Genomic DNA, 26,413 nt, shown 5'->3' with positions numbered 1-26,413 from the left:
ATAAGCCGGGACCTCTCAGGGTGATTTCATTCATTCTATAATAGTATTGCCTAATCGTATCATCGTTGACTCGTACTTGGTTTCTGGTTTGGGTATAACCGTAAAATCGTAGGAGCAGCATGATTGACCCACGGATAGAAGTCATGATAGGATGAAATCTGACACAACAGTAAAAATAATTTTACCGGTAAAATATATGGAGGTGTTAAAATAAAAATGACAGGTGTCTATAGAATTAAAACCCATGAGCAGCTCAAAGCGATTGCCGATCCCCTGCGTACCAAAATACTGATGAATCTCGTGAAGGATGCCTACACTGGACAGCAGCTAGCCGAGATACTGGACATTACGCGGAACAATATTTACTTTCATCTGAAAGAGCTGGAGAAGCACGGCATCATTCATGTGGTCCGGAAGGAAGAGAAGAACGGTATCGTGCAGAAATACTATCGCGCCGTCGCAAGCCGCTTCATACCGGAAGATCATTTGCTGCCAAGCCTGGATTTGGTAGAAACGTCCAGACAGGTATTTATGGAGACACTCGATGTTACTCGAACGAAAATTGAGAGCGCACCGGCTTCTTCTTTTACCTTGGACAGCGCGAGCGAACAACATCGAAAAAACATTGCAGGAACCTACCGCTTTCACGCAACGAAGGAGAGCTTCCATGCCTTTGTGGACGAGTTCAAGCAGCTCATGAATAAACACTTCACGATGGAGATAGCCGAAACAGGCAGTGCGCCTTTGTCCACAGAAGAGAAGAAGTACTATATGTCGTTGATCGCATTTCAAGATGATCAGGAGGATATCACCATTCGATAATCCTTGATGGGGGAGTAATTACATATGGAGAATAATCAATACAACGTCGTTATCGATGATGCATGGTTTACCGTATCGCAGCTGGATGAGACCACATTTGCGATCAGCGAATACGGACATTGGGAGAAGGTGCATTCGTTTCTGTTGATAGGAAGCGAGCGAGCTGCATTGATCGATACGGGACTTGGCATCGACAACATGAGGCGGATGACGGATCAGCTGACGGATTTACCTATTATGGTGCTAACCACGCATGTTCACGCAGATCATATCGGCAGTCATGGGCAGTACGGGGAGATTTATGTACATGAGGCAGAGGAGGACTGGCTCGTTAGCGGGATTAAGAAGCTTTCCATTGAACAAATCCGCAAGGACATATCACGCGATATCACGAGACCTGTACCGTCTTCCTTCGATCCGGCAACCTATACCCCTTATCAGGGCCTGCCGGCCGGTATTCTCCGGGATACAGACGTCATCGAGCTGGGCGGGCGGAGCTTGGTCATTTACCACACACCGGGCCATTCTCCCGGACATATTGCGGTATTTGATATAAACCGAGGTTATTTGTTCACAGGGGATTTGTTGTATGATGAAACGCCGGTATATGCTTTTTATCCAACGACAAGTCCGGAGGATCTCGTAAACTCGCTGGAGCGGATCGCGAATATCGATGGTGTAAAGCGAATCTACGGTTCTCACAATACGCTTGGGCTGGATCCGGCATTGCTGTCCGTGGTGAAAGAAGCCGTGCAAGAGCTGCGGGAAAAAGACCTTGTCCGATTTGGGACGGGCATTCACCGGTTCAACGGATTTTCGGTTCAATTTTAATAGTACCGTTATAAGAAAAAGCCGCCTGCAGATCAGAAGTAATCTGGATCTGGCCGGCGGCTTTTTACGGAATGTACAGGTGTTTTTCTATATTTTTGGCCACATTCACAAGCTAAATGACATTTCAAGCACTACGTTTGGAGTTGTGCCAATAATATTTTAATATAAATCATCATAAAAACAAGAAGGGAAAACTTATTAGTTATAGAAATATTATACAATAGAACCAAAATAATTATAAAGGATGTGAGTTTTTATGAAGAAAAAAAGTCTACTATCATCTATTTTATCATGCGTATTAATCTTTGCTGTTTTTACTTCAATAGTATCGGCAGAAGAATCTACTGAACAAGAACCACAATGGTCAGAGGAAATTGTAGTTGCTACACCTGAAGGTCAACCACATGCTAGAATTGAATTTATTGATGAGACTAAACTTAATCAGACTACCCCTTTTGCTGGAGACAGACGTGTCTATAGATCTTCATTCTCTGAAGTAGCAAAAAATACTATCACAGCGTATAATATTGGGCCAAGAGAAAAAGATATATTTTTAATTAGTGTTCCTAAGGGAGTAAAAAAAACAATATCTGATTCTAAATCTGTTAGTGCGAGCGTTCAATACTCTGGATCTGTTTCAGCAACAATCAAATCATTAATTAACATTGAATTAACAGGTGGTGCTTCTGGATCATTTTCAAATACTTGGTCAAAAACCGTAGAATATACTGGCCCAGAAGGTAATTACACTACACGAGATTATTACGGTGCAGTTAATTATGACCAATATAGTACTGTTGTAAAAACTTATGATGTTTATGACGAATATTTAGGTAGCGCATATCTTGGAAGAGTTAATGATTTGGTTTCAACACAAACAATAACTGGAACGAAAAAACCTAAAGCCGTAGAATACTATAGAGATTTTAACAATTAATAATTCAACTTTCGCAGATCAAAACCGGGACGAAGCGATAGAAGTTGCAAACCAGGCCGGGCTCCTATGAGCCCAGCCTGGTTTTGATTCATTCGTGTTTCCTGTATAGAGGCAAATGTTGGTGACATCACATCTGGAGCCCATTATCAGTAACTGCGGTCCATGTTTTTACCGTAATAAATTTCGTCCATCTCCAGTTTGATGCGCTCGGTGATTTCCTGCTGCTCGGCATCGGACAACTTATCCTTCGTGTAACCGAACAGATAATTGTCCAGGTCAAACTGCTTCAGCTTGCACTTCGTGTGGAAAATGTTTTCCTTGTATACGTTGACGTCAATCATATCGAATAGATCCTTGGCTTCGTCCGGAATATAGTTCTGAATGGAGCTGATCTCATGGTCGATAAACAGCTTGTGTCCGTGAATGTCCCTAGTGAAGCCCCGAATTTTATAGTCGATTGTCATAATATCCGTATCAAAAGAGTGGATTAGGTAATTTAGGGCTTTAAGCGGTGAAATCTCCCCGCAGGTCGACACGTCGATATCGGCCCGGAAGGTGCTGATTCCCTCATCCGGATGGAATTCCGGATACGTATGAACGGTAATGTGGCTCTTGTCGAGCTGCAGGATGACGTTATCCGGCAGCGGCCCCGGCGATTCGTCATAGGATTCCTCCGGAACCTCCACGACAGGGCCCTCGGATACAAGCACTGTTACGCTGGCGCCTTGCGGGATATAATCCTGCTTGGCAATGTTCAGGACATGCGCTCCGATGATTTCGGCCACATGGCTCAATATTTTCGTGAGTCGATCTGCGTTATATTGTTCATCAATATATTCCAAGTATGCTTCCCGTTCTTCTCGGGTCTTCGTATAGCAGACATCGTACATATTAAAGCTGAGCGATTTCGTCAGGTTGTTGAACCCATGCAGGGTAACGCGTTGTTCTGGTGTCATATCCATATGAATTTCCCCTTGTGTCATTAATATATCAGTTCGAGTTCCTATTATTTCCGAAACCGGCGATTCCTAATCTGCCCACGCGTCGTCTTCTGCGTTAACATTAATATGTTCTTACCCGCATCGGGTTCAATAATAACAGACGGTTCAGGAATGGTAGAGACAAGTTTCGGCAGCTCAAAAACTCCAAAAAGGCCAACCAGGTTCTCCGGCTGACCTTCATATGAGAAGGACACCTGCTACATGCAGCGTATCCTTCGAGCGTTTAAATGGACTTCACTTCGTATTGCCGATAAACCATGATTCTTCCAAACGGACGATTACTCTGTGAACTCCAGTAGTTCGATCACATTGCCAAAAGGGTCCCGGATCGCGCTGTATAGACCGGGAGGGCACGGCTGCGGGGTATCAAAGATGACCTCCACGTCCTGCGATTTGTAGTTCGCGATCGCTGCGCTTACATCAGCCGTCTCGAGTCCGATAATAACCTGGGCTTCATGCGGGTAATCGGTTTTCGTAGGTCGATCGCATTTTTGCAGAATAAGGGACATGCCCTCATGTTTCAAACTGATGATCTGATCATCATAAACCTCGGAAACTTCAAATCCCAGAATGTCACAATAAAATCGCGTGGCTTGAGCCATATCGCTGACATTGATTGATAAAACACAAAGATTTGGCATAGGTCATACTCTCCTCTAGTTTATCGCTTGTCTTACTGGCAGCATAGAATGCCTTCACCGGATTCAATGCTGGATTTTAAGCTGGTCAGCATGCCTTTCCATGCATCCACATGCCATTCCCGGGCTTGCAGTGACGCTTCGGTATCCTTCCAGCCCGTATGCTCCAAGGTGATTCTTGTACAGCCGTCCTGTTCAGGCCAAAAAGACACCTTGACCACGGTCAACTCCCCCTGATTCATCGTTTCCGCAAAGGGATCAGGTCCTTTCCACTCAAACACGAGGGTACGCGGCTCATCATACTGCAAAATGTTACAGCCTGCGGTACACATCGATTCACGATTGGCGGGGTTAAAATAAAGCTCAAACTTTCCGCCCGTCTTCGGTTCAATTTCCGCAGCCGGCGCAAACCACTCGGTTATCCTCGCAGACTCCGTCCATGCTCGCCAGAGGAGCTGCACATCGGCCTGAATCACGGTTTCTTGAATAATGGTCATGTTTAATCCTCCATCATATAGCGCTCATTGCTTTTGGGATAACGCTTCTTGCAGTTCCATTATAAATGGATAGGCGATTCGAAAATTCTTCTACCTTGCGCTGTTATTCCGATCCTTCTCAAACAAGAGCAGAGGCAGATTCACAACAATCGGCGGGTCATAGGGCAGAGGCTCGCGCAAGGTAATCTTCACGGCGAGATCGGTTCCTTCGTCGATATGGACAGGATCCTCCATCTTGCCTCGCAAGGATTTGCTCAGCAGAAAATAATCCCGCGGATTGAGGCTCCAGGGGATGCCCGCTGCCAGCACATAATACGTACCGGCCGGGATGCCGGTTAACGTGCAGGTCCGGTTCTTGAGGTTGACGGCCGTACCGGTTACGGGCTTCTGATCGGGTACGGGTCTTGGGAACAGACCGACGTAAATCATGCCGCGAAACCTCTCGGGAGCTTCGATCCGGCAATGAATCCGGGGCAGAGCATGCCTTTCTTCCTCTGTCCAGGTTAATGGCTTGTGCTCATATTGATTCACGTAACGATGCAGGGACTCCGTGGTGGTGCGGAACTTTTTCGGAGACAGGCCGACAAACTGCTTAAAGCGGGTATTGAAGGTGCCGGGACTTGCCAAACCGATGCTCATTCCGATTTTCACGAGCAGGGAAGGACTTTGAAGGAGCTCGATTTTGCCGGCTTCAACCCGGAGCGCGGACAGGTATTGCCGGAGCGATATGCCGGTTACTCGTTTGAATACTCTGGAGAAATGGAAGGGACTATATCCCACTAGACCAGCGAGCTGCTCGGTAGTCATAGGCTCGTCCAGATGCTTCTTCATATATTGAATAGTTTGATTTACGGCTTCGGTATGTGCGTCATTCATTAGGATCACCAACTTCATTTTTTGGGCTCTACATGATCGCAACCCTTTTTCCACATTTATGAAGTTCTCCTCGCCCAATGCAATTTCCTTCCCCGATTTGGTTGCCCATTCATGGAAAGGCCGTTAAACTTAAAGGATGAGGGCTTTTCGAAATGGAAAACCAAGGTGAATTAAGGAGTTTTTATCCATGAATGTGGAAACAAATGATAGAGAATCGATGAATATGGATACAGCACGGGATTATCTGCAGAAATATTACGGCTATCCTGATTTTCGGGAGGGTCAGAAAAAAATTGTCGCCAGTCTTCTAGCAGGTCAGGACACGCTCGGAATTATGCCGACGGGTGGAGGCAAATCGATCTGTTATCAGATCCCGGCCCTCCTATGTCCGGGTCTGACGTTGGTTGTATCGCCTTTGATCTCCTTAATGAAGGATCAGGTGGATGCACTTACGACAGCGGGTGTGGCCGCTGCCTATATCAACAGCACGCTCAGCGGCAAGGAAGTGAACGAGCGCATACGTGCGGCCAAGCGCGGAGAACTGAAGCTGTTATATGTCGCCCCGGAACGGCTTGAACTGGATTGGTTCCGGGAGGAGATGGCGGGTCTCGATATTTCGATTGTGGCTGTCGATGAAGCTCACTGCGTATCCCAGTGGGGGCATGATTTCCGGACGAGCTATCTCTCGGTGGCTCCTTTTGTTAAAGGACTCCCGAACCGTCCGATTGTAGCGGCCTTTACGGCCACGGCCACGCCTGAAGTTATGGAGGACATGCAGCGCTTGCTTCGACTGGAGCAGCCGCAGGTGTTCGTGACGGGCCTTGGACGCGACAATCTGGAGATGTCGGTGCTTCGCGGTGAGAACAAGCGGGAGTTCGTGCTGGACTATGCGGCCTCGCATACCCACCAGCCGGGCATCATCTATGCCGCCACTCGTAAAGAGGTGGATGATTTATGCCAACGCCTTCAAGCCAAGGGGCTCCTTGCGGGTCGATACCATGCCGGCATGAGTGATGCGGAGCGAGCGGAGAGCCAAGAGGCCTTCCTGTATGACGATATTCGCGTTATTGTTGCAACGAACGCATTTGGCATGGGAATCGATAAATCCAACGTCCGGTATGTCATCCATTACAATATGCCAAAAAATATGGAGTCTTACGTGCAGGAAGCGGGTCGTGCCGGGCGTGACGGAGAGCCCAGCCAGTGCATACTGCTGTTCAGCGCCCAGGATATTATGACGCAGAAGTTTCTGATCGAACAGAATCCCCAGGAGGGCGAGCGCAAGCAGAACGACTACCGGAAGCTGCAGCAGATGATTGATTACTGCTACACCACAAGGTGCCTGCGCAGCGCGATGCTGGATTATTTTGGGGAAGAGCACGAAGATAAGTCCTGCGGTACGTGCAGCTCCTGCACGGATGATCGGGAGCTTGTCGATATCACGGTAGATGCGCAGAAAATCTTCTCCTGCATCCACCGGATGCGCGAACGCTTTGGCGTGTCCATGGTCGCTTCCGTGCTGAAGGGCTCAAGGGCCAAAAAAGTACTGGAGTACGGTTTTGATCGCCTTCCAACCTATGGCGTGATGGCGAATCGGACCGAGAAGGAGATATCCGAGACGATCAATGTGCTCATCTCGGAAGGGTTCCTGGCGTTGACGGAAGGCCAATACCCTGTCGTGAAGCTGCAAAGCGAGGCGGCCGATGTGTTAAAAGGTCAGCGCGAAGTCATGCAGCGTGTTCCGCGCCCTTCCAAAGCCGCAGGCAGCCAGCGCAGCGGCAGTCGCCGCGATTATTCGCCGTCAGCCGTCAACGAGACGGTGTTCGAGCAGCTGCGCTTGATTCGGCGTGAGCTGGCAAGCAAAGAGCATGTGCCGTCCTACATCATTTTTAATGACGCAACTTTGCGTGAGATGAGTGTGGTTTGCCCGCAGAGCGAGGATGAGATGCTGAATGTCAAAGGGGTCGGCGAAGTGAAATTCCGTAAATACGGCCGTCCGTTCCTGGAATTCTTCCTGAATGGTCAAGGCACATCGAGTGACGGCGACGACTTGTATGACTATGAATGATAAGCCGGCGTAGCAGGCAGAAGCCATTTTGCCGCTTGGTTGCTTAAGATAATCCGTCCGGTAACAGTAACAAAAACTTATATTATTTTAGAAGGAAAGTGGATCCTACCATGAAAGTCATACTATCAACCTTGAATGCCAAGTACATTCATACCTCCTTGGCCATTCGCTGCCTGAAGGCATACAGCGAGAAGGATTTCGATATCGAATTGACGGAGTACACGATTAAGGACCCCGTGATGAATATCGTCTCCGACCTGTTCCAGCGCAAGCCGGATGTGATCGGATTCTCCTGTTATATATGGAATATCGAAGAAACGATTAAAGTGATCGATATCGTAAAGAAGATTATGCCGGAGGTCACGATCATACTGGGCGGACCTGAAGTATCCTACGATACGGAATATTGGATGAAACGGCTGCACAATGTCGACTTTATCGTCATGGGTGAAGGCGAGGAGACCTTCCACCATTTGCTGCAAACGATTGAAGGGGACCGAAAGTATCATTTCGTCTATGGCGTGGCTTACCGCAAGCAGGATGAAATCATTGTGAATCCTGGAAGACCGAAGAGCATTCTGGCGGAGCTGCCTTCCCCGCATCGTTTTCCGGAGGATATCCCGCATCTCGGGAAGCGGGTTGTCTATTTTGAGACCAGCCGGGGCTGTCCCTTCAGCTGCCAGTTCTGCCTGTCGAGCATTGAGGTGGGGGTTCGCTATTACGATATTGAACGGACCAAGGCGGATATTCTGTACCTGATCGAGAACGGAGCGAAATTGATCAAGTTCGTAGACCGGACCTTCAACATTAAGCGGGATTACGCGCTTGAAATGTTCGAGTTTCTGATTGAGAACCATGGCGGCTGCGTATTCCAGTTTGAGATCACGGCAGATATCATGCGTCCCGAAGTGCTGGATTATTTGGCGAAAAATGCGCCTCCCGGCATTTTCCGGTTTGAAATTGGAGTGCAGTCGACCAACGATCCGACAAATGAGCTGGTGAAGCGTCGCCAGAATTTTACCAAGCTGTCACGCACGGTGACAATGATCAAGGACAGCCGCAAGATCGACCAGCATTTGGATTTGATCGCAGGTCTTCCGGAAGAGGATTACGATACGTTCCGCAAAACGTTTAACGACGTATTTGCGCTTGGACCGGAGGAGCTGCAGTTAGGCTTCCTGAAGATGCTGCGGGGAACCGGGCTGCGGATCGATGCGGACAAGTACAACTACACCTATATGGATCATGCTCCGTATGAGATTCTGGGCAGCGACGTGCTTCCGTTCTCGGATATCGTTCGATTGAAGAGACTGGAGGATGTGCTGGAGAAGTATTGGAATGCGCACCGGATGGACCATACCCTGAATTATTTGATGAAGCATGAATTTACGTCGCCGTTTGATTTCTTTCAAGAGTTTGGCGACTACTGGGAAGGACAGGGCTGGCAAAAAATCGGCCATCAGCTTGAGGACCTGTTCACGCGTTTAACGGCTTTCCTTGAAGATCGGAAGACCCCGCATATGAACGTTGTCTCCGGTCTCATGAAGTTTGATTATTTCCTGGGCCATAAATATAAACCGCGGAAAATATGGTGGGATCATACTCAGGATAAAGCGCAGTGGACCGCCAATGTTCGCAAAATCGTTGAGGAACCTGCGGCCCTATCCGACGGTTTTGCCGATCTGGGGATCACGGAGCGCGATCTGCAGAAACATGCGATGATCGAGGTGCTGCCATTTAACCTCAGCGATGCCATCCAGGGTGGCACCGGATTCCCGGATAACGCGGACCATGCAACGATGCTGCTGGTATTGTACCAGCAGAACGAAACAGGGCAGCCGCAGTACTACACGATGCCTGTGGAGTTAGCGCAGCAGGCATAGTAGGGAAGCGACGGACAACCCCTTACTGGGACTTGATGCGAGCGTCTTGGCCATTGTTTTGGCAAATTACCTTTCTTCTAGGGATTAGGGGTTGGTAGGGACTGATAGGATGAGACTGTGATCATGCCGCCCGTTATCGTAACGGACGGTATCCTGGGCGTCATGGAATAAAACCCCCTTGGTATCGGTATTCTAATCGCATCAACCGATGAGGAGGGGATATTTATGAACGGGAAACAGAAGGGGCAAGAACACGATACGCACGACGAGCCCACCGTCGCACCGGGTATGGAAACCAATGACGAACTGCGCGAAGAGGCTACAGAGGATGATGTGGCGCATGGCGAGTACACCGAGGTCACGCAGCTGATCATCGACCGTACGCCGAACGAGGAAGAGTAAGGGATTGGGCTGTCCTGTCCCATAAGCAGTGTAACTTACTTGACGGAGCTGGCCGGATTAATTGGGGGCACCAGCGATTGGAATGAATGCTTCGTACGCGCAGCGTTATAAAAAAACAGACAAAGGGGGCGTCCCAGGTCAGTTGACCTTGAGACGCCCCCTTTTTAATTCGTCCTGCATCATTCTTTTACATAACCCGTTCCGACTCTTGCGGTGTCTCTGACCCATGCGATCCCGATGTATGCCGTTCGAGCCAGTCGAGAACATGTGTCGCTACTTCATCCCGGTTGATTTCATGCAGCATCTCGTGGCGGCCGCCGGGATACAAACGGTATTCAAGATCCTGAATGCCATGTTTCCGGTATAATTCGATCAACCGCCGCACGCCTTTACCGCGGTGTCCAACCGGATCATCCTCGCCCGAGAAAATATAAACCGGCTTATCCTTTAGAAGGCATTCCATCAATTGCGGTTTATGGATCTGGGACAGCAGCTTAAAGAAATCACGGAAGAAACGAGCGCTGCATACCTTGCCGCAGTAGGGGTCGTTGATATACTTATCGACTTCCGCTTCATCCCGGGATAACCAATCGAACGGCGTGCGAATAGGGCCGAAACCTTTGCTGTAAGGGCCGAACACCATGGCGTTCAGCATCAGACTCCGGTGCGTGTCTCCTTGCAAGCGCATTTGTGCAGCTGCCAAGCTCATACCGAATGTCAGCAGTCCCTGTGGACCATTGGTTCCTGACAGTATGAATCCGTCGAATAATTCACCGTTCGAACACATGATCTTTTGCGTCAAAAAGGAGCCCATGCTGTGTCCCATCAAATAATGCGGAACACCGGCATGGCGCTTCTTGAGTTCGGAAGCAAGAAGTAGCTGGTCTTCAATCATCCCTTCGAATCCGTTTTCCCCGGGATCGCCGAGAAGCGTAAGGCCCGACGTTTGTCCATGCCCCCGATGGTCGTTGCAATACACGGCGTAGCCGTACCCTGTCAGCAACTCGGCAAGCTCCTCGTACCGCTTGCCGGTTTCGCACATACCATGCGCAATTTGCACGATGGCACGAATGGGATGGTTCTGCTCCGGCAACCATTGATATACAAAAACATGCATGCCCTGCGCATTCAGCATCGTAAACGTGTCGGTTTGCATCACAGGCTTAACACCTCCACAAAAACGAATGGTGTATCTCAATTATTTATACCCTGTTTAAGGAAGATATGAACGAAGAACCGTAGATTGCCCATCCAGTGTATATGCACCCAGGTTAGCTGGCAGCAGGAAGCATTGTCCGGACGTGTAATCAATGGAGCCGTTATCCCAGCTGAGGGTTCCTTGACCATCGCATACCACCACGATTGTGAAGCTTTCCGCGGAAGTGGACAAGGACCAGGTACCGTTAACAACGCCTTTTTCGACTACAAAATAGGGAGATTTGGCAAGCTCAAGCCATTCTCCAGGCGCGGTTCCTTCCGTGCTCATGGTGGTTGCGCCCGATCCTTCATAGGCCGTCACGTTCAAGGAGTCTTCAATATGAAGCTCACGCGGCTTACCGTCAAGGCCTGGTCGATTATAATCGAAAATCCGGTAGGTTGTATCCGAATTTTGCTGAATTTCCGCTACTACAACGCCCGCACACAGCGCATGTACCGTACCGGCAGGTATGTAGAATGTATCTCCGGCTTTTACGGACACTTCTTGCAGCTGGTCCATAACCTTGCCGCTTTCCATAGCTTCTTTCAAAGTTTCGCGGCTAACGCCTTCTTTCAGACCGTATATGATTTTGGCGTCCGGCTTCGCATCCAGCACATACCACATTTCAGTCTTGCCCAGCTCGCCTTTCGGAAGCCCCTCATAGTCATCGGTTGGATGGACCTGGACCGAGAGGTTGTCATTACAGTCAAGCAGCTTGATCAGCAGAGGAAAACGTCCGTTAACTTCGGAGAATCCTTTGCTGCCAAACCACTCCCGTCCAAATTGCTCACGAACCTGATCCAGGCCGCGGCCGGCAAGTTCACCGTTCACAATGCTGGTTGTACCGTTCGGATGGTCGGCGATCATCCAGCCTTCTCCGATATGTCCTTCCGGAATGTCCAAGCCGAATTGCTCCAGGGCACGGCCACCCCACACACGTTCTTTAAATTCGGGTTGGAACAACAATGGATATGGTTTTGTCATTGTAATCATCTACCTTTCATCATGTTTGGAATATTCTATGGATGTAAGTGCGGTACCTCTCCTAGAACTTATATCATATCGGCTTCTTCCGTTCCAGTGCAATGAGATATGGTGCTTCGGATCGCTGAAGACCTCGATATAATATCGTTTGCACTTTGTGCTGGGGTAATTCCGCCGCCCAGGCCTGCACGGCGTCTGCTTCGGCATCGCCGCCCTTGTGGCCTGGATACAGCACGATGGTGATAATGCCGCCGGGGCGAAGCAACTCGATGGCAGCCTCCAGAGCCGTTAGCGTGCTGGCGGTTTCCGTCATGATCCGTTTATCTGATGAATCTGCCGGAAGGTAGCCTAGATTGAACATGATCGCACCTATACGGCCATGCTCGCGCTCAGGTACGCATTCTCCCATAAGCGCATGGCTCTGGTGGTGAAGGGCAATCTCTGCAAGGGTGCCTGGCGGTTCCTTATCCAGCCTATCACGAGTCAGCTGTAGTGCTTGTTCCTGAATATCAAAAGCGTACACCTTGCCCTTGGATCCTATGCATTTGGCTAGATACAGCGTATCGGCCCCGGTTCCGGCCGTCGCATCCAGCGCAATGTCTACAGGCCGCAGCCTTTCGGACACAAGTTTGTGGGCAAAACTCAAAACCGAGAGGAAGCCCATCAGGATCCCCCCCACAACTTACCCTGCCATGTATCCCGGCGCTTGAGTTCGGCGTCAATGCCGTTAAGCACTTCCCATTTTTTGAGACTCCACGTCGGCCCGATCAAGAGATCCCGGGGAGCGTCTCCGGTCAGACGATGAACAATCATCTCTGGAGGCAAGAGCTCCAGACTGTCTGCTATAAGGCTGATGTATTCGTCCTGCTCCAGGAACCGTAGCAGCCCAGCCTCATATTGCTTCACCATCGGCGTCTTGCGCATGAGGTGCAGCAGGTGGATCTTGATTCCCTGCACATCCATCTTGGAGACCGCTCGGCCGGTGGCGAGCATCATGTCATGGTCCTCTTGGGGAAGGCCATAAATGATGTGTGTGCAGACACGAATGTTATGCTTGCGCAGCTTTTCGACCGCTTCCAGATAACATTCGGTATCATGGGCCCGGTTGATGAGCTCGGAGGTGGAATCATGGATCGTTTGCAGGCCCATTTCCACCCAGAGATAGGTTCGCTCATTCAGCTCCGCCAAGTATTCCACGACGTCGTCAGGAAGGCAATCAGGGCGAGTAGCGATCGATAAACCGACAACACCCGGCTGCTGCAGAATGACTTCATAGTATTCCCGAAGCTCTTCAACCGGAGCATACGTATTGGTATAGGCTTGGAAATAACCGATGTATTTGGCGCTCGGCCATTTCTGGTGCTGCCGGTCACGGATGGTGTTGAACTGGGTAACAAGATCATCCCGCCGTCGTCCGGCAAAATCACCGGAGCCGCGAGCGCTGCAGAAGGTGCACCCGCCCTTGGCAATCGTGCCGTCGCGGTTCGGACATGTAAAGCCCGCATCCAGCATAACCTTGAATACTTTTTCCTGGAACTGGCTGCGCATCTCGTAATTCCATGTATGAAATCGTTTGTCGCCCCATAACGTTGGGGCGGGTCTAAGTGATGTACTCATGTGTGCTCCTTTTATAGCCGCATATGATGAATAGAGACAGGTATAGCTGTGCCTCAAAGTATACATGTTTTTACTTGCCTTTTACTAAAGCAGATATGTCCATTGTAACAAAAAATAAAGCTTTGCGTTATATACAGGTCTTCAAGCCTAATTAAGATGTTGTTACTTGAATGAATTGCATATAATTGGTATATTTAAAGTAGAAAAATAAAAATATGATTCAAGCAATTTTGGCATGGGTATATATCGGATAGGATTCATATTTGTGTGACGTCATGGATACAATAATACCGTGAGGTGATTACGAATGAATTCATCGACAGTAAAGAATGACAGTAAAGACAAAATCGCTGTGGAGCTTACCCCGAACGAAGCTTTAGCCCTTACCGGCGTGGAGTTTAACTCCAACCAGGATGTGAAGGCTTCGGCACGTCGCAAGATTCGGGCTGCCTTTGAGAAGACGTTTGATTTTACATCGGAAGAAAGGTAGACTATTCACAGTTTAACTATCGCGGAACCCCAATTCCAAATATAAGAAAGAGGAACCTAAAGCCTTTGCGTTAAGCAAAGCATAGGTTCCTTTTTCTATGGGGCTCTTTACTTTTGGGATTAACTTCGTCACAATAAATGCAGTATGGGGATATCATTCTAATTTACTTGGAAATTTTCGGAGGTATGACATGCGTTTACGCGGAAGAAAAGGTATACGGGAAAATCTGGAGCAGCAGGAAGACCTGGTCGTTTTGGACCCCGGTCAATATAGAGGGAAATGGGCTTCATTATTTGGCAATGACCTTCCGATCCATGTTGAATTCGGCATGGGCAAAGGTCAATTCATAAGCCAGATGAGTTACAAGCATCAGAATGTGAATTTTATCGGAGTGGACATGTACGACGAGCTGATTCGCCGCGCTAGCGAGAAGGGGCGCAATGCTTGGGCTCAGGACGGTATCGATACGCCGCCGAATCTGAAGCTGGCGCTGTTTAATATCGAGAACGTCGAGCAGGTTTTTGAACCCGGCGAGATCGAACGTTTATATTTGAACTTCAGCGATCCGTGGCCAAAATCCAAGCATGCCCGCCGTCGGTTGACGCATCCTCGTTTTCTGGACAAGTATTCCCAAATCCTGAACGAGCGCGGGGAAATTCATTTCAAGACCGATTCGGTCACGCTGTTTGAGTTCTCTCTGAATGCATTTGCCGATTATGGCTTGCAAATGACGAATATTTCGCTGGATCTGCATCGCGACGGGCTGAACGAAGAGCACGTCATGACAGAATACGAGACGAAATTCGTCGGTCAAGGTATGCAGATTCATCGCTGCGAGGCTATTATCGGCGAGGAAGCACTTGCTTCCTACCAAAAGAATCGCCTTGAAAAATACGGTAAATAATGCCTTTACGTAGAGTCTTTTCTATGATAGCGTTTGCAACTATTATAATAGTAGGAAATCTATCAATTGCGATGACATGTTTACAGAAAACGGCGTAAAAAAAGGTGTGCTCCCTCTTTAGGAGTACACCTTTTCGTTTTCCAGCATGTCGATGATGCTGCGTGCGCTTTGCATCGGATGGAAGCGTTCGATGTCTCGCAAATTTTGCGCCCGTTGCTGTTGGATTACGTCATATTGATGAAGCAGTTTGTTCATCCAGTTTCCAATAACCTCCAGCGAGTGGATAGGCTCACCCAATCCCTGCGCCGTGAAGTACTGGCAGTTCTCTTCTTCCTGCCCCGGAAGTGGCTGATGGAACAGCATCGGGATTCCTTTGGCCAGGCCTTCGGTGCATGTCATGCCGCCAGGCTTCGTAACGAGCAGATCCGACACCTCCATGAGCTTGTCGATCTCGCGCGTAAAGCCCAAAATCCGGATGTTCGGATGCTGGAACCGAGGGTTGTTCCCCAGCCCCTCGCGTCCCTTGTCGTTATTGCCGAGGCAAAATATAATCTGGACTTCTTCGCGCCATCTGGTTAGGAATTCATGCACAACTTCGTCATTCATGATGCCCCAGCCTCCGCCCATCACAAGCACAGTGGGCATGTCGGACAGATTAAACCGTTCTCTGATTTCCTTCTTGCTCGGATGCGTCCAGAAGTCGGGATGGATTGGAATGCCGGTGACCTGAATTTTGGCTTGGGACACCCCGCGATTGAGCAGCTTTCGCTTCACTTCCGGCGTGGACACGAAATATCGGTCGACCTCGGGACTAATCCATGTATCGTGAGCATCATAATCGGTTATAACGGTACACAGAGGCACATCAATGCCCAGCCGCTTCAAACGCGAGATAACCGCACTTGGTATGAAGTGGGTACACACAATGATGTCGGGTTTGAGCTGCCTGACCACATTTTTGGTGCTTGTATAGAACATTCGGTGAAGTGCTAAAGCCGTAAAGCGGTTAAAGGACTTTTGATGGCGATACATGTACCCGACTAATCTCGGGCGAGTTGTGATCGTCTTTCTGTAGGCCGAAATGATCAGTGGAGCGATTTTAGGGTTCAAGAAGCTCCCGAGCTCGAGAACTTTGGTCTGTACGCTAGGCGATAACTGGCGCAGGCTGCTGGAGAGTGCATGAGCGGCCTGTGTATGGCCTGCACCGAACCCTTCAGATAACAGCAAGACTCTTTTTTTAGCCACTACTTTTCACCCGTTCTGCAGCGTTATTCTTTAACTTTAACATATCGACTTTGGGAAAAGAAATCAACCATTCCCCACTTGCGTTTAGGGGACTTTGGTCCTGGAAACGCAAGCTTTATTCGGCAAGATTCTCGCTGACGCCTTGCTACTTAAGGAGTTGGTCAGCGACGCGCATTTTGTAGAAAATCAGGGTCCGTGGTCTTTTGACTTGAGTAGGAGATGCCGCTACAATGATTCAAACGGACATCAAAAAGTTTATTAGAGAAAGAGCATGTAAAAAAACAAAAACTTTTTGGGTGTTTGTTGCGTTTATTTATTGGCGGACAAGTCAAAAAAGAAAAAATGGGCAGCCAAGAGAAATAAAAAGCAAGGAAACGGATGAAAATAAGAACTAAAGCCGTTTGAAACGAAGCTTGCTGGCAAACTGGATTGCAAGCTGAGCTCTTTTACGAAGTTTTTCCGTAAATTAGAGCATTCCACGGTTTTGACAAAAGATTCAAAAGTGTGGAAAATCGTGTATGACGTGCGAAGTTGCCCCGCGGCACCGAGGCTACAAGAAGGACAGACACAAGTCACAGGGTCATAGCAACAACAAAAAAAGCGAAAAACTTAGAGAGAAAAAAATAACAAACATTCTCGGGTTATAAAAAGGGGGTAACGGAGAATCATGACAGACGCCATCTTTATCGCGCTCCAACTATTCTTGGCCGCGGTGGGTGTGTACCAGTTCGTATTCTCTTTGTTTGGTCTGGTCAAAAGAAAAAAGAAACAACATTTCAAACCCAATAAATCATTTGCAGTGTTAGTTGCTGCGCACAACGAAGAGCAGGTTGTCGGTGCATTAATGGAGAACCTGAAACAGCTTGATTATCCGAAACATCTGTACGACGTATTTGTTATCTGCGACAATTGTACAGATCGTACAGCAGAGATCGTCCGTGCCCACGGGATGAACGCATGCGTGCGTACGAATCAGAATCTTCGAGGCAAAGGTTATGCCATCGAATGGATGCTGAAAGAGCTCTGGGCAATGCCGCGCCAGTATGATGCGGTCGTCATGTTTGACGCGGATAATCTGGCGGATCCGAATTTCCTGAACGAAATGAATAATGATCTTTGCTCTGGAGCAAGAGTTATCCAGGGATATATCGATACCAAGAACCCTGAGGATTCCTGGATCACTGCCTCTTATGGGGTGTCTTACTGGTATATCAACCGCTTGTGGCAGCTTTCCCGCAGCAATCTGAACATGGCGAACTTTCTCGGCGGTACGGGAATGTGCTTTGAGACCAATCTCCTGAAGGAGATCGGCTGGGGCGCAACCAGTCTGGTCGAGGATTTGGAGTTCACTATGCGCAGCGTTATGCGCGGTGTGTATCCGAAGTTCAACTATGACGCGAAAGTATTTGACGAAAAGCCGCTTACGTTTAAGGCTTCGGCCAGACAACGTCTGCGCTGGATGCAGGGTCATTTTACGGTTGCCCGCCGTTATTTCTTCCCGCTGCTGTGGCGTGCCATTAAAGAACGAAGCCTCGTGAAGCTGGACTTGGCATTGTACGGGGTCAACGTTTACATTGTGCTGTTGACTTTCTTGTTGACGGCCATCATCTGGGTTGACACCTCATTCTTCGATGGTCCGAATATCGCGAATCTATACGGTTACTTACCGCTGTGGCTGAGCTTTACGGCGATCGCGGCGAATGTGTTCACGTTCATGATAGCGATGATTCTGGAGAAGGTGAAGTACAAGAAGGTGTACTTGTATCTGGTGCTGTTCCCGATTTACCTGCTGTCGTGGTATCCTATCACGGTATATGCGTTCTTCACGCAGAACAACAAGCAGTGGAGCCATACGGAGCATACCCGGGTTGTGCGCCTTGAAGAAGTTCAAAGCAAACAAGGCTAATCCAATTTTTATTCCATCTGTGTTGACAGAAGATAGGATGACCTGTTATACTATCCTAGTCTGTTAAACAGAATATCTGATTGCAAGCAGAAGCGCCGCTTCTCACCTGACCGACATGTGTTGGCTGGTTTGATCACGAAATCAATGAATGGATTCAACTTCATTTGTGAGATGAGTATCAAATAGGGATGTCGGTGATTAACCCGTCATCCCTTTATTTTTTTTGCAAACAGGAACAACAAGTAATTTGGAGGTGGAGGACTATCAGTAAGGAACATATGATCAATGACGAGATTCGGGCCAAGGAAGTACGTTTGGTTGGTGCCGAAGGTGAACAAATCGGGATCAAGCCGATTCGTGAAGCACTGCAAATGGCAATTGATCTCAATCTGGATCTGGTGAACGTGGCCCCTCAGGCGAAACCGCCGGTATGCCGCATCATGGACTACGGTAAATTCCGCTATGAGCAGCAGAAGAAAGAGAAGGAAGCACGTAAGAACCAGAAAATTGTGGATATCAAAGAAGTATGGTTCCGAGCCAACATTGAGGAGCATGATTATCAAACCAAGCTTCGCAATGTCGTTAAGTTTTTGAAAGACGGCGATAAAGTGAAATGCTCTGTGCGTTTCCGTGGTCGTGAAATCACCCATGCTAGCATTGGTCAGAAGATTTTGGAGCGCGTGAAGGTGGAAGTGGCGGATCTCTGCGTCATTGAACGTCAACCGAAATTGGAAGGCCGCAGCATGATTATGATTTTGGCTCCAAAAGCCTAAGAGAAATTAGAGGAGGAAGTACTACAATGCCTAAAATGAAAACACATAGCAGCCTGAAAGGCCGCTTCAAAATTACTGGTACTGGTAAAGTTAAACGTTATAAAGCTTACAAAAACCACTTGCTTTCCCACAAATCCAAGCGTGCGAAGCGCGTATTGTCCAATAGCCCAGTTATGGCGCCTGGAGATGTTAAACGTTTGAAGCAAGGTCTGGCTAACTTGAAATAGTAAACAACAATTATTGGGAGGTCTTTTGATATGGCACGAGTTAAAGGCGGATTTGTCGTTCGTCGTCGACATAAAAAAGTATTGAAGCTTGCGAAAGGTTATTTCGGTTCCAAACACCGCATTTTTAAAACAGCTAACGAGCAGGTTATGAAATCCCTCGTTTATGCATACCGGGATCGTCGCAATACGAAACGTAATTTCCGTAAATTGTGGATCGTTCGTATCAACGCGGCTGCTCGTCAAAATGGTCTGTCTTACAGCAAATTGATGCATGGTCTGAAGCTTGCTGGCGTGGACATTAACCGTAAAATGCTGGCTGATTTGGCTGTTAATGATCTGAACGCGTTCAATTCTTTGGCTACTGTAGCTAAAGAAAAAGTGAACGCTTAATTATACGTGTATGAAGAAACCACCGTAATATTACGGCGGTTTTTTTATTTTGTGCTCCTGTCCGTCACACATAGGAATCGTAAGCTCTGTGCTCCGCATCGTGGAGCGGTTCACCGATCTTTAGTCGTAGTGAGGGCCATGAAACAAGCAAGGGAACTCCTTCCGGAATAGAATGACTTGTATATTACCTGAGGAGGGATCTTATGCACAAACCTGTCAGTAAGGCAAAGGTGAAATCATATGTGGGCAAACAGATCGTAGCGTATAAGAAAGACGGGACTATGGTGACAGGCAAGCTGGTACGTGTATCCGGCAACCGCCTTTTTGTGGAACAGGCAACTAAGGGTAAAAAGGTGAAAATCAAGGCGATTGTTCCGCTTGCATTGTTTGATCTGCTTGCGATAGGTACAGCTCCATTTGGGTTTGGTGGTTTTGGTCCAGGATTTGGTCCAGGCTTCGGTCCAGGGGTTGGTGGTTTTGGCCCGGGCTTCGGACCAGGCTTCGGCCCGGGCTTCTTCTGGTAATTAGAGGAACCAAATCTTTTCCAGCTCAAAACATCGACTGGGTTCGATGATTCTGGTTACCGTGTAGCCAAGCTTTCGGTAAAAGTTTAGGCCGGTATGGTTGCCAATGTCCACCATGACCTTGGCACGTTTGCATCCGCGGGATACAGCGAAACGTTCGGCATGTTCCATCAATCGGACACCCCACCGTTTTCGCTGTGCGGTGGATGCGACGGCCAGCATATCGATATACAGCAGTTCGCCGTGCATCATAAAGTGGACAAAGGCAATGATTTTATCGTTATCCTGAGGCGAAGCAACAAGGGTCACGCCGCGTCGTAATCGAGAGGGAATATCCTTACGGATGACGTCCAGCTCTTTTTTTGTCATATGGGAAAGCGGGACGAGTTGGGACTCAATGAGTTGTAGAATCATCGGATCATCCTGCTCCGGTTTTCGATAGCGGATCATCGTGTTGTTTCCTCCCTTCACCGCGATTAAGGATAGCTCCATTTATCATATGTAGCAGGGTTTAAGAGCGTGTTTTGCATTAAGGAAACGAAGGGATTGCTCCAGTTGTGAATGAAAACCTTTCATCGGAAGTAAAATAAATGTGTTGACTTCTGGAATGAATGAATCATATAATGTTTCTAAACATTTTAACGAATATATCCAATCGGCAATGATGAGGACGAAGTTTAAAGGGCTCTTTTGCTCAGAGAGTGGATGGATCAGCTGAAACCACCACCAAAACCCCTTTTATACGAGCTCACCTCGGAGCTGTTTCCCTGAAAGATGCTACGCAATGACTTTATCGCATTAAGTCGTAACAGCGTTTATTAGGGGGAATCGTCTTAGTCCACGTTACGGACTGCAGATATTGAAGAGCTGTGTTCATTATGTTCTTCATACCTGCTGAGGCTTTACACTGCGAAGTGTAGGGCAAACATGGGTGGTACCACGGAAGCTAAACCTTTCGTCCCTCACACGGAGATACTCCGGGTGTGGCGACGGAAGGTTTTTTTGTTGCTTGAATGAAGAGTGCCAATATTTGAGAGGAGGATGACTGATGAGCGCGCAAACTCCAGAAGTGCGGTCTACAGAACAATTACGAGAGAAATGGTTGAAGCCTGAAGTGATTACCGGATCGGAAATCTTGCTTCGGAGTCTTCTGCTCGAAGGTGTCGAATGCGTCTTCGGGTATCCGGGCGGAGCGGTCCTGTACATCTACGATGCCATGTATGGTTTTGAGGACTTTAATCACGTCTTGACCCGTCACGAACAAGGCGCCATTCATGCGGCTGACGGTTACGCTCGCGCAAGCGGCAAAGTCGGTGTGTGCATAGCGACTTCAGGACCGGGGGCAACGAACCTTGTGACCGGTATCGCAACAGCTTATATGGATTCCGTTCCGCTCGTTGTTATAACCGGTAACGTTGCAACAACCCTGATCGGTACGGACGCTTTCCAGGAAGCGGACATTACGGGCATCACGATGCCGATTACGAAACACAGCTATCTGGTAAGAGATGTAAAGGATCTGCCAAGGGTGATCCACGAAGCCTTCCATATCGCTTCAACCGGCCGCAAAGGTCCGGTGCTGATCGATATTCCGAAGGATGTATCCGCGGCAACGACGCTGTTCCAGCCGGAAGAACGAATTCAACTGAGAGGATATAATCCTCGGACGGTACCAAACAAACTTCAGTTGGATAAGCTGGCCCGCGCGATTGAGGAAGCTGAGCGTCCGATGATTATTGCTGGCGGCGGGGTGATTTACTCCGGAGCTCATGAAGGGCTGTACGAATTCGTGAACAAGTCGGGGATTCCGATCACGACAACGCTCCTCGGTCTGGGTGCTTTCCCGAGCGGTCATGACTTGTGGACAGGAATGCCGGGCATGCACGGAACCTACACATCGAACCATGGTATTCAGCAGTCGGACCTGCTGATCAACATCGGGGCAAGATTCGATGACAGGGTTACAGGTAAGCTCAACGGATTTGCGCCACATGCGAAGATTGTTCATATCGACATCGATCCGGCTGAGATCGGCAAGAACGTCCCAACCGATATCCCGATTGTCGGAGACGTGAAGACCGTGTTTGAGATGCTGAATCCGCTCGTTCCATACGCAGCGAAAGCAGATGCTTGGAGAGATCAGATTAGAAAATGGAAAGCTGAATACCCATACCGTTACGTCGATTCGGATACGGTGCTGAAGCCGCAATGGGTTATCGAAATGCTGAACGACACCACGAAGGGTGAAGCGATTGTAACGACTGACGTTGGTCAGCACCAAATGTGGTCCGCTCAGTATTACAAGTTCAACCAGCCGCGTTCCTGGATCACCTCCGGCGGTCTCGGAACGATGGGATTCGGATTCCCGTCCGCGATTGGTGCCCAGATGGCGCATCCGGATCGCCTGGTCATTTCGATCAACGGGGATGGCGGTATGCAGATGTGTTCGCAAGAACTTGCCATCTGTGCCATCAACAACATTCCGGTAAAAATCGTTGTTATCAACAACCAGGTGCTCGGCATGGTTCGTCAATGGCAGGAGCTGATTTACGATAACCGTTACAGCCACATCGATCTGGCAGGCAGCCCTGATTTCGTCAAGCTGGCTGAAGCCTACGGTGTCAAAGGACTTCGTGCCACTACGAAAGAAGAAGCACAGCGTGCTTGGGCCGAAGCGATGGAAACACCGGGACCCGTCCTCGTTGAATTCGTTGTAGAGAAAGGCGAGAACGTGTATCCGATGGTGACGCAAGGGTCGACAATCGATCAAATGCTGATGGGGGATGCGTAAGATGAGTACAAAACATACCATTGCCGTACTAGTGAACGACCAGCCGGGTGTCCTGCAGCGCGTATCGGGGTTATTCGGACGCAGGGGCTTTAACATCGAGAGTATTACCGTGGGACAGTCGGAGGAATCCGGTTTGTCCCGGATGGTTATCGTAACCACCGGTGATGAAACAACGCTGGAGCAGGTGGAGAAGCAGCTTTACAAGCTGATCGATGTCATTAAAGTTATCAACCTGAGCTCGAAACCGATGGTAGCCAGAGAGCTCGCCCTGATTAAAGTAAAAGCCGAGCCATCGGCCAGACCGGAAATTATGGGCGTTGTCGAGACTTTCCGTGCATCCGTCGTGGATATCGGGACAGCAAACCTGATGGTTCAGGTGGTTGGCGATACCGTCAAAATCGATGCTATGATCGAGCTGCTTAAGCCGTATGGCATCCAGGAGCTTTCCCGTACCGGGGTTACCGCGATGATTCGCGGTAATGCGTAATGATTTTACGTTTTTCTTTTATCCGGATGACAAAGTTATTGCAATATAAGCGTTAGACACCTGCATGACATGAGCGGGTGTCTCAGCAGATCGGAAAAGGGATCGGTCTATTGAGATACCCGCTCATCATGAAGGGTCTTTAAAATCAAAGGAGGACTTATACAAATGGCAATTACTACTTATTATGAACAAGATGCAGAACTCAGCGTGTTGAAAGACAAAACGATCGCGGTTATCGGTTATGGAAGCCAAGGTCATGCGCAAGCGCAAAACCTGCGCGACAGCGGACTTCAGGTTGTCATTGGCCTTCGTGAAGGTAAGTCGTTTGACAAAGCGAAAAACGATGGTTTCGAAGTACTTCCTGTAGCCGAAGCCGTTAGCCGTGCAGATGTAGTACAAATCCTGATGCCGGACGAAACGCAAGCAGCGGTGTACAAGAACGATATCGAGCCAAACCTGAAAAAAGGCGCGGCACTGATGTTCTCCCACGGTTTCAACGTTCATTTTGGTCAAATCGTAGCTCCTAAAGACAACGACGTCCTTCTGGTTGCACCTAAATCCCCGGGCCACATGGTTCGTCGTACGTATGTTGAAGGCTTTGGCGTACCTGGATTGATCGCAATCGAGAAAGATGCAACTGGACAAGCTAAGGCGATCGGTCTTGCTTATGCCAAAGGTATTGGTTGTACTCGTGCAGGCGTTATCGAAACTTCCTTCCGCGAAGAAACCGAAACAGACTTGTTTGGTGAGCAAGCGGTATTGTGCGGCGGTGTATCCGCATTGGTTAAAGCCGGTTTCGAAACGTTGACTGAAGCTGGATACGCTCCGGAAATGGCATACTTCGAGTGTCTGCATGAACTGAAACTGATCGTAGACATGATCTATGAGGGTGGTCTTGCAAGCATGCGCGACTCCATCAGTAACACGGCGGAGTACGGCGATTATGTAACAGGCCCGCGTGTGGTGACCGAAGATACGAAGAAGGCAATGAAAGAAGTCCTTTCCGATATTCAACAAGGTAAATTCGCTCGCGACTTTATTCTTGAGAACCAATCGGGACGCGCGTTCCTGACCGCTACCCGCCGCAACGAGTCCGAGCATCCGATTGAAGTGGTTGGTGCCGAGCTTCGTGAAATGATGCATTGGATCAAGAAATAAGAATATATAGAATTCATAAGGAATTCTTCCGGGTATAGAGCAGTCAAGCATGAGATGGATGATGCTGCTGCACGGGACCCGTTAGATTAAGCAGCCGGCGGCAGGGGATTAAGTCAACCTGCCGCCGGATGTTTACGTCAAGCGATAAACTTCAAGGAGGTGCCGACATGCGAAAGATTTATGTCTTTGATACAACGCTGAGAGATGGAGAACAATCTCCTGGCGTGAATTTGAACACTCGGGAAAAGGTGGAAATTGCCCTTCAACTTGAAAAGTTGAAAATCGACCGCATGGAAGCAGGGTTTCCAGCGGCGTCACCCGGTGACCTTGCTGCTGTGAACGCAGTGGCACGCGCGGTTAAGGACGTCACGGTCATTGGATTGTCACGCTCCAGAGAGAGTGACATCGATGCGGTTCGCGAAGCGCTTCAGGGAGCACAGGATCCTTGCATTCATGTGTTCCTGGCCACTTCCCCGATTCACCGCAAGTTTAAGCTGCGGATGGAGAAGCAGCAGGTGCTGGAAACGGCGCAGGCCTCGATCCGTTATGCAAAGAAATACTTTTCCAAAGTGGAGTTTTCCCTGGAGGATGCCGGCCGGACGGAGCTGGATTTCATGGCCGAGGTTGTCGGCATGGCTGTGCGCGAAGGAGCCAATGTCGTGAACATTCCGGATACCGTGGGTTATTTGAATCCTTCGGAGTACGGGGCCATCTTCAAATACTTGAAGGAAAATGTTCCGGACATCGAGAAGGTGCAGCTGAGCGCGCATTGCCATAACGATCTGGGCATGGCGACGGCGAACACCCTTGCCGCCATTCTGAACGGGGCCGATCAGATCGAAGGAACGATCAACGGAATCGGTGAACGTGCAGGTAACACCGCGATTGAGGAAATTGCGATGGCGCTGGAGACGCGTTCCGAGTTTTTCGGAGCGAAGACGGGGCTGGTACTGACGGAAATCGCCCGCACGAGCCGCCTTGTAAGCAAGCTGACCGGTATGGTTGTACCGGGCAACAAAGCGATTGTCGGCGCGAACGCATTCGCTCATGAATCGGGCATTCATCAGGACGGCATGCTGAAAGAGAAGACGACCTACGAAATTATGACGCCGGAGTCCATCGGGCTCAAAGAAAGCAAGCTGGTGTTAGGCAAACACTCCGGCCGCCATGCTTTCCGGGAGAAGCTGCTGGATCTGGGTTATGAGCTGAGCGAAGAACAGGTGAATGATGCATTCGCCAAATTCAAAGTGCTGGCCGACAAGAAGAAGGAAGTATCCGATGAGGATCTGCTGGCTCTGCTGGAAGAGAAACTGATCGATACGCCGGAAGTGTTCAAGCTGGAAACAATCTTTGTTGCTTACGGCAATGAATCTACGCCGACGGCGCGGGTTCGTATTGCGACTGCGGAGCAGACGATTGAGGGAGAGGCCGAAGGCAACGGTTCCGTGGACGCGATCTATAACGCGATCGACAAGGTGACCGGAGAAGAGGTTACGCTTGCGGATTATTCCATCAAGTCGGTTACGCATGGCAAGGATGCTCAAGGCGAGGTGCATGTGGTGCTGTCGCAGAACGACGTGGCAGCACAAGGCCGCGGCTTGAGCACGGACATTTTGGAGGCGAGTGCACGAGCTTACGTGGATGCGGTTAACGTCCTGATCGAGAAACGCAAAACGTTCAGCCAGCGCGAGCGCGCTACGCTGTAATCCATACTTGGCGTGATGGGAGCTCTGATCGCAGTGTGAGCGCTGAAGGAGCATACCA

At 49.0% G+C, this 26,413-nt stretch carries 28 protein-coding genes and 1 other annotated feature; of the genes, 18 read left to right on the top strand and 10 right to left on the bottom strand.

Annotated features, from left to right (window positions below; genetic code table 11):
- Positions 1-216 precede the first annotated feature (216 nt).
- The 3 genes from MHH48_RS28315 (at position 217) to MHH48_RS28305 (ending at position 2,590) form a co-directional block, all read left to right on the top strand.
- Positions 217-822 carry a winged helix-turn-helix domain-containing protein gene (locus tag MHH48_RS28315; RefSeq protein ID WP_076324558.1) on the top strand — a complete coding sequence of 202 codons (606 nt, stop codon included), beginning with the start codon at positions 217-219 and terminating at the stop codon, positions 820-822.
- A 24-nt stretch (positions 823-846) separates the two neighbouring features.
- Positions 847-1,653: an MBL fold metallo-hydrolase gene (locus tag MHH48_RS28310; RefSeq protein ID WP_076324557.1), complete on the top strand. Its 807-nt coding sequence runs from the start codon at positions 847-849 to the stop codon at positions 1,651-1,653.
- Between the two features lie 256 nt (positions 1,654-1,909).
- On the top strand, positions 1,910-2,590 hold the full coding sequence (locus MHH48_RS28305) for a hypothetical protein (RefSeq protein ID WP_076324556.1): 681 nt from the start codon (positions 1,910-1,912) through the stop codon (positions 2,588-2,590).
- A gap of 146 nt (positions 2,591-2,736) precedes the next feature.
- Here MHH48_RS28305 and speD read toward each other — a convergent pair whose 3' ends face one another.
- The 4 genes from speD to MHH48_RS28285 all read right to left on the bottom strand — a co-directional run bounded on the left by speD (position 2,737) and on the right by MHH48_RS28285 (position 5,602).
- Positions 2,737-3,552 carry an adenosylmethionine decarboxylase gene (gene speD, locus MHH48_RS28300; protein WP_076324555.1) on the bottom strand — a complete coding sequence of 272 codons (816 nt, stop codon included), beginning with the start codon at positions 3,550-3,552 and terminating at the stop codon, positions 2,737-2,739.
- A 317-nt stretch (positions 3,553-3,869) separates the two neighbouring features.
- Complete coding sequence (locus MHH48_RS28295; protein ID WP_076324554.1) at positions 3,870-4,232, bottom strand: VOC family protein; 363 nt, start codon at positions 4,230-4,232, stop codon at positions 3,870-3,872.
- Positions 4,233-4,264: 32 nt separating this feature from the next.
- Positions 4,265-4,726, bottom strand: a complete 462-nt coding sequence (locus MHH48_RS28290; RefSeq protein WP_076324553.1) for an SRPBCC domain-containing protein — start codon at positions 4,724-4,726, stop codon at positions 4,265-4,267.
- Positions 4,727-4,816: 90 nt separating this feature from the next.
- On the bottom strand, positions 4,817-5,602 hold the full coding sequence (locus MHH48_RS28285) for an AraC family transcriptional regulator (protein ID WP_076324892.1): 786 nt from the start codon (positions 5,600-5,602) through the stop codon (positions 4,817-4,819).
- 187 nt (positions 5,603-5,789) lie between these two features.
- Between MHH48_RS28285 and recQ the strand changes: the two genes are divergently transcribed.
- From recQ to MHH48_RS28270, 3 genes are all read left to right on the top strand, one after another.
- The gene (gene recQ / locus MHH48_RS28280; protein ID WP_076324552.1) at positions 5,790-7,670 is read left to right on the top strand and encodes a DNA helicase RecQ; all 1,881 of its coding nucleotides are present in this window, start codon (positions 5,790-5,792) and stop codon (positions 7,668-7,670) included.
- A gap of 110 nt (positions 7,671-7,780) precedes the next feature.
- Positions 7,781-9,553: a B12-binding domain-containing radical SAM protein gene (locus tag MHH48_RS28275; RefSeq protein WP_076324551.1), complete on the top strand. Its 1,773-nt coding sequence runs from the start codon at positions 7,781-7,783 to the stop codon at positions 9,551-9,553.
- 225 nt (positions 9,554-9,778) lie between these two features.
- Positions 9,779-9,955 (top strand): hypothetical protein, encoded by a 177-nt coding sequence (locus MHH48_RS28270; RefSeq protein WP_179090686.1) that lies wholly within the window; start codon positions 9,779-9,781, stop codon positions 9,953-9,955.
- 187 nt (positions 9,956-10,142) lie between these two features.
- On the opposite strand, the gene MHH48_RS28265 is transcribed toward MHH48_RS28270, so the two are convergent.
- The 4 genes from MHH48_RS28265 to MHH48_RS28250 all read right to left on the bottom strand — a co-directional run bounded on the left by MHH48_RS28265 (position 10,143) and on the right by MHH48_RS28250 (position 13,754).
- Positions 10,143-11,111: an alpha/beta fold hydrolase gene (locus tag MHH48_RS28265; RefSeq protein WP_179090694.1), complete on the bottom strand. Its 969-nt coding sequence runs from the start codon at positions 11,109-11,111 to the stop codon at positions 10,143-10,145.
- Between the two features lie 57 nt (positions 11,112-11,168).
- Positions 11,169-12,137, bottom strand: a complete 969-nt coding sequence (locus MHH48_RS28260) for a type I phosphomannose isomerase catalytic subunit (RefSeq protein ID WP_076324549.1) — start codon at positions 12,135-12,137, stop codon at positions 11,169-11,171.
- Between the two features lie 73 nt (positions 12,138-12,210).
- The gene (locus MHH48_RS28255; protein ID WP_076324548.1) at positions 12,211-12,801 is read right to left on the bottom strand and encodes a class I SAM-dependent methyltransferase; all 591 of its coding nucleotides are present in this window, start codon (positions 12,799-12,801) and stop codon (positions 12,211-12,213) included.
- A complete protein-coding gene (locus MHH48_RS28250; protein ID WP_076324547.1) occupies positions 12,801-13,754 on the bottom strand; it encodes a TIGR01212 family radical SAM protein in 954 nt (317 codons plus the stop codon). The genes MHH48_RS28255 and MHH48_RS28250 overlap by 1 nt, the downstream gene beginning before the upstream one ends.
- A 307-nt stretch (positions 13,755-14,061) precedes the next feature.
- On the opposite strand from MHH48_RS28250, the gene MHH48_RS28245 reads away from it, so the two are divergent.
- Together MHH48_RS28245 and trmB are read left to right on the top strand one after the other, a co-directional pair.
- Positions 14,062-14,244 carry a hypothetical protein gene (locus tag MHH48_RS28245; protein ID WP_076324546.1) on the top strand — a complete coding sequence of 61 codons (183 nt, stop codon included), beginning with the start codon at positions 14,062-14,064 and terminating at the stop codon, positions 14,242-14,244.
- A gap of 190 nt (positions 14,245-14,434) precedes the next feature.
- Positions 14,435-15,148 carry a tRNA (guanosine(46)-N7)-methyltransferase TrmB gene (trmB, locus tag MHH48_RS28240; protein WP_076324545.1) on the top strand — a complete coding sequence of 238 codons (714 nt, stop codon included), beginning with the start codon at positions 14,435-14,437 and terminating at the stop codon, positions 15,146-15,148.
- A 117-nt stretch (positions 15,149-15,265) separates the two neighbouring features.
- Here the strand turns inward: trmB and MHH48_RS28235 are convergent, their stop codons facing one another.
- Entirely contained in the window at positions 15,266-16,393 is a 1,128-nt protein-coding gene (locus tag MHH48_RS28235) for a glycosyltransferase (protein ID WP_076324544.1), read from the bottom strand.
- Between the two features lie 230 nt (positions 16,394-16,623).
- Between MHH48_RS28235 and MHH48_RS28230 the strand changes: the two genes are divergently transcribed.
- From MHH48_RS28230 to MHH48_RS28205, 6 genes are all read left to right on the top strand, one after another.
- Positions 16,624-16,788, top strand: coding sequence for a hypothetical protein (locus tag MHH48_RS28230; RefSeq protein WP_179090685.1), 165 nt, complete (start codon positions 16,624-16,626; stop codon positions 16,786-16,788).
- A 272-nt stretch (positions 16,789-17,060) separates the two neighbouring features.
- Positions 17,061-18,299, top strand: a complete 1,239-nt coding sequence (locus MHH48_RS28225; RefSeq protein WP_076324543.1) for a glycosyltransferase family 2 protein — start codon at positions 17,061-17,063, stop codon at positions 18,297-18,299.
- A gap of 78 nt (positions 18,300-18,377) precedes the next feature.
- Positions 18,378-18,524: a sequence feature (ribosomal protein L20 leader region), on the top strand.
- A gap of 53 nt (positions 18,525-18,577) precedes the next feature.
- On the top strand, positions 18,578-19,072 hold the full coding sequence (gene infC, locus MHH48_RS28220; protein ID WP_114149316.1) for a translation initiation factor IF-3: 495 nt from the start codon (positions 18,578-18,580) through the stop codon (positions 19,070-19,072).
- 26 nt (positions 19,073-19,098) lie between these two features.
- Entirely contained in the window at positions 19,099-19,299 is a 201-nt protein-coding gene (rpmI, locus tag MHH48_RS28215) for a 50S ribosomal protein L35 (RefSeq protein WP_007127239.1), read from the top strand.
- A 30-nt stretch (positions 19,300-19,329) separates the two neighbouring features.
- The gene (rplT, locus tag MHH48_RS28210; RefSeq protein ID WP_006212255.1) at positions 19,330-19,689 is read left to right on the top strand and encodes a 50S ribosomal protein L20; all 360 of its coding nucleotides are present in this window, start codon (positions 19,330-19,332) and stop codon (positions 19,687-19,689) included.
- A gap of 203 nt (positions 19,690-19,892) precedes the next feature.
- The gene (locus MHH48_RS28205) at positions 19,893-20,213 is read left to right on the top strand and encodes a hypothetical protein (RefSeq protein WP_076324541.1); all 321 of its coding nucleotides are present in this window, start codon (positions 19,893-19,895) and stop codon (positions 20,211-20,213) included.
- Here the strand turns inward: MHH48_RS28205 and MHH48_RS28200 are convergent, their stop codons facing one another.
- Complete coding sequence (locus MHH48_RS28200) at positions 20,214-20,663, bottom strand: GNAT family N-acetyltransferase (protein ID WP_076324540.1); 450 nt, start codon at positions 20,661-20,663, stop codon at positions 20,214-20,216.
- Positions 20,664-21,261: 598 nt separating this feature from the next.
- On the opposite strand from MHH48_RS28200, the gene ilvB reads away from it, so the two are divergent.
- The 4 genes from ilvB to MHH48_RS28180 all read left to right on the top strand — a co-directional run bounded on the left by ilvB (position 21,262) and on the right by MHH48_RS28180 (position 26,355).
- A complete protein-coding gene (gene ilvB / locus MHH48_RS28195; RefSeq protein WP_076324539.1) occupies positions 21,262-23,004 on the top strand; it encodes a biosynthetic-type acetolactate synthase large subunit in 1,743 nt (580 codons plus the stop codon).
- Between the two features lies 1 nt (position 23,005).
- Positions 23,006-23,491, top strand: a complete 486-nt coding sequence (gene ilvN, locus MHH48_RS28190) for an acetolactate synthase small subunit (RefSeq protein ID WP_071222673.1) — start codon at positions 23,006-23,008, stop codon at positions 23,489-23,491.
- Positions 23,492-23,656: 165 nt separating this feature from the next.
- The gene (gene ilvC / locus MHH48_RS28185) at positions 23,657-24,649 is read left to right on the top strand and encodes a ketol-acid reductoisomerase (protein WP_009589347.1); all 993 of its coding nucleotides are present in this window, start codon (positions 23,657-23,659) and stop codon (positions 24,647-24,649) included.
- A gap of 167 nt (positions 24,650-24,816) precedes the next feature.
- Positions 24,817-26,355 carry a 2-isopropylmalate synthase gene (locus tag MHH48_RS28180; protein WP_076324538.1) on the top strand — a complete coding sequence of 513 codons (1,539 nt, stop codon included), beginning with the start codon at positions 24,817-24,819 and terminating at the stop codon, positions 26,353-26,355.
- The last annotated feature ends 58 nt before the right edge of the window (positions 26,356-26,413 follow it).

Source organism: Paenibacillus sp. FSL F4-0100 (assembly GCF_037993005.1).
Lineage (GTDB): Bacteria > Bacillota > Bacilli > Paenibacillales > Paenibacillaceae > Paenibacillus_AQ.
Note: the sequence above shows the minus strand (reverse complement) of the source record. Positions and strands in the feature narration are given on the sequence as shown.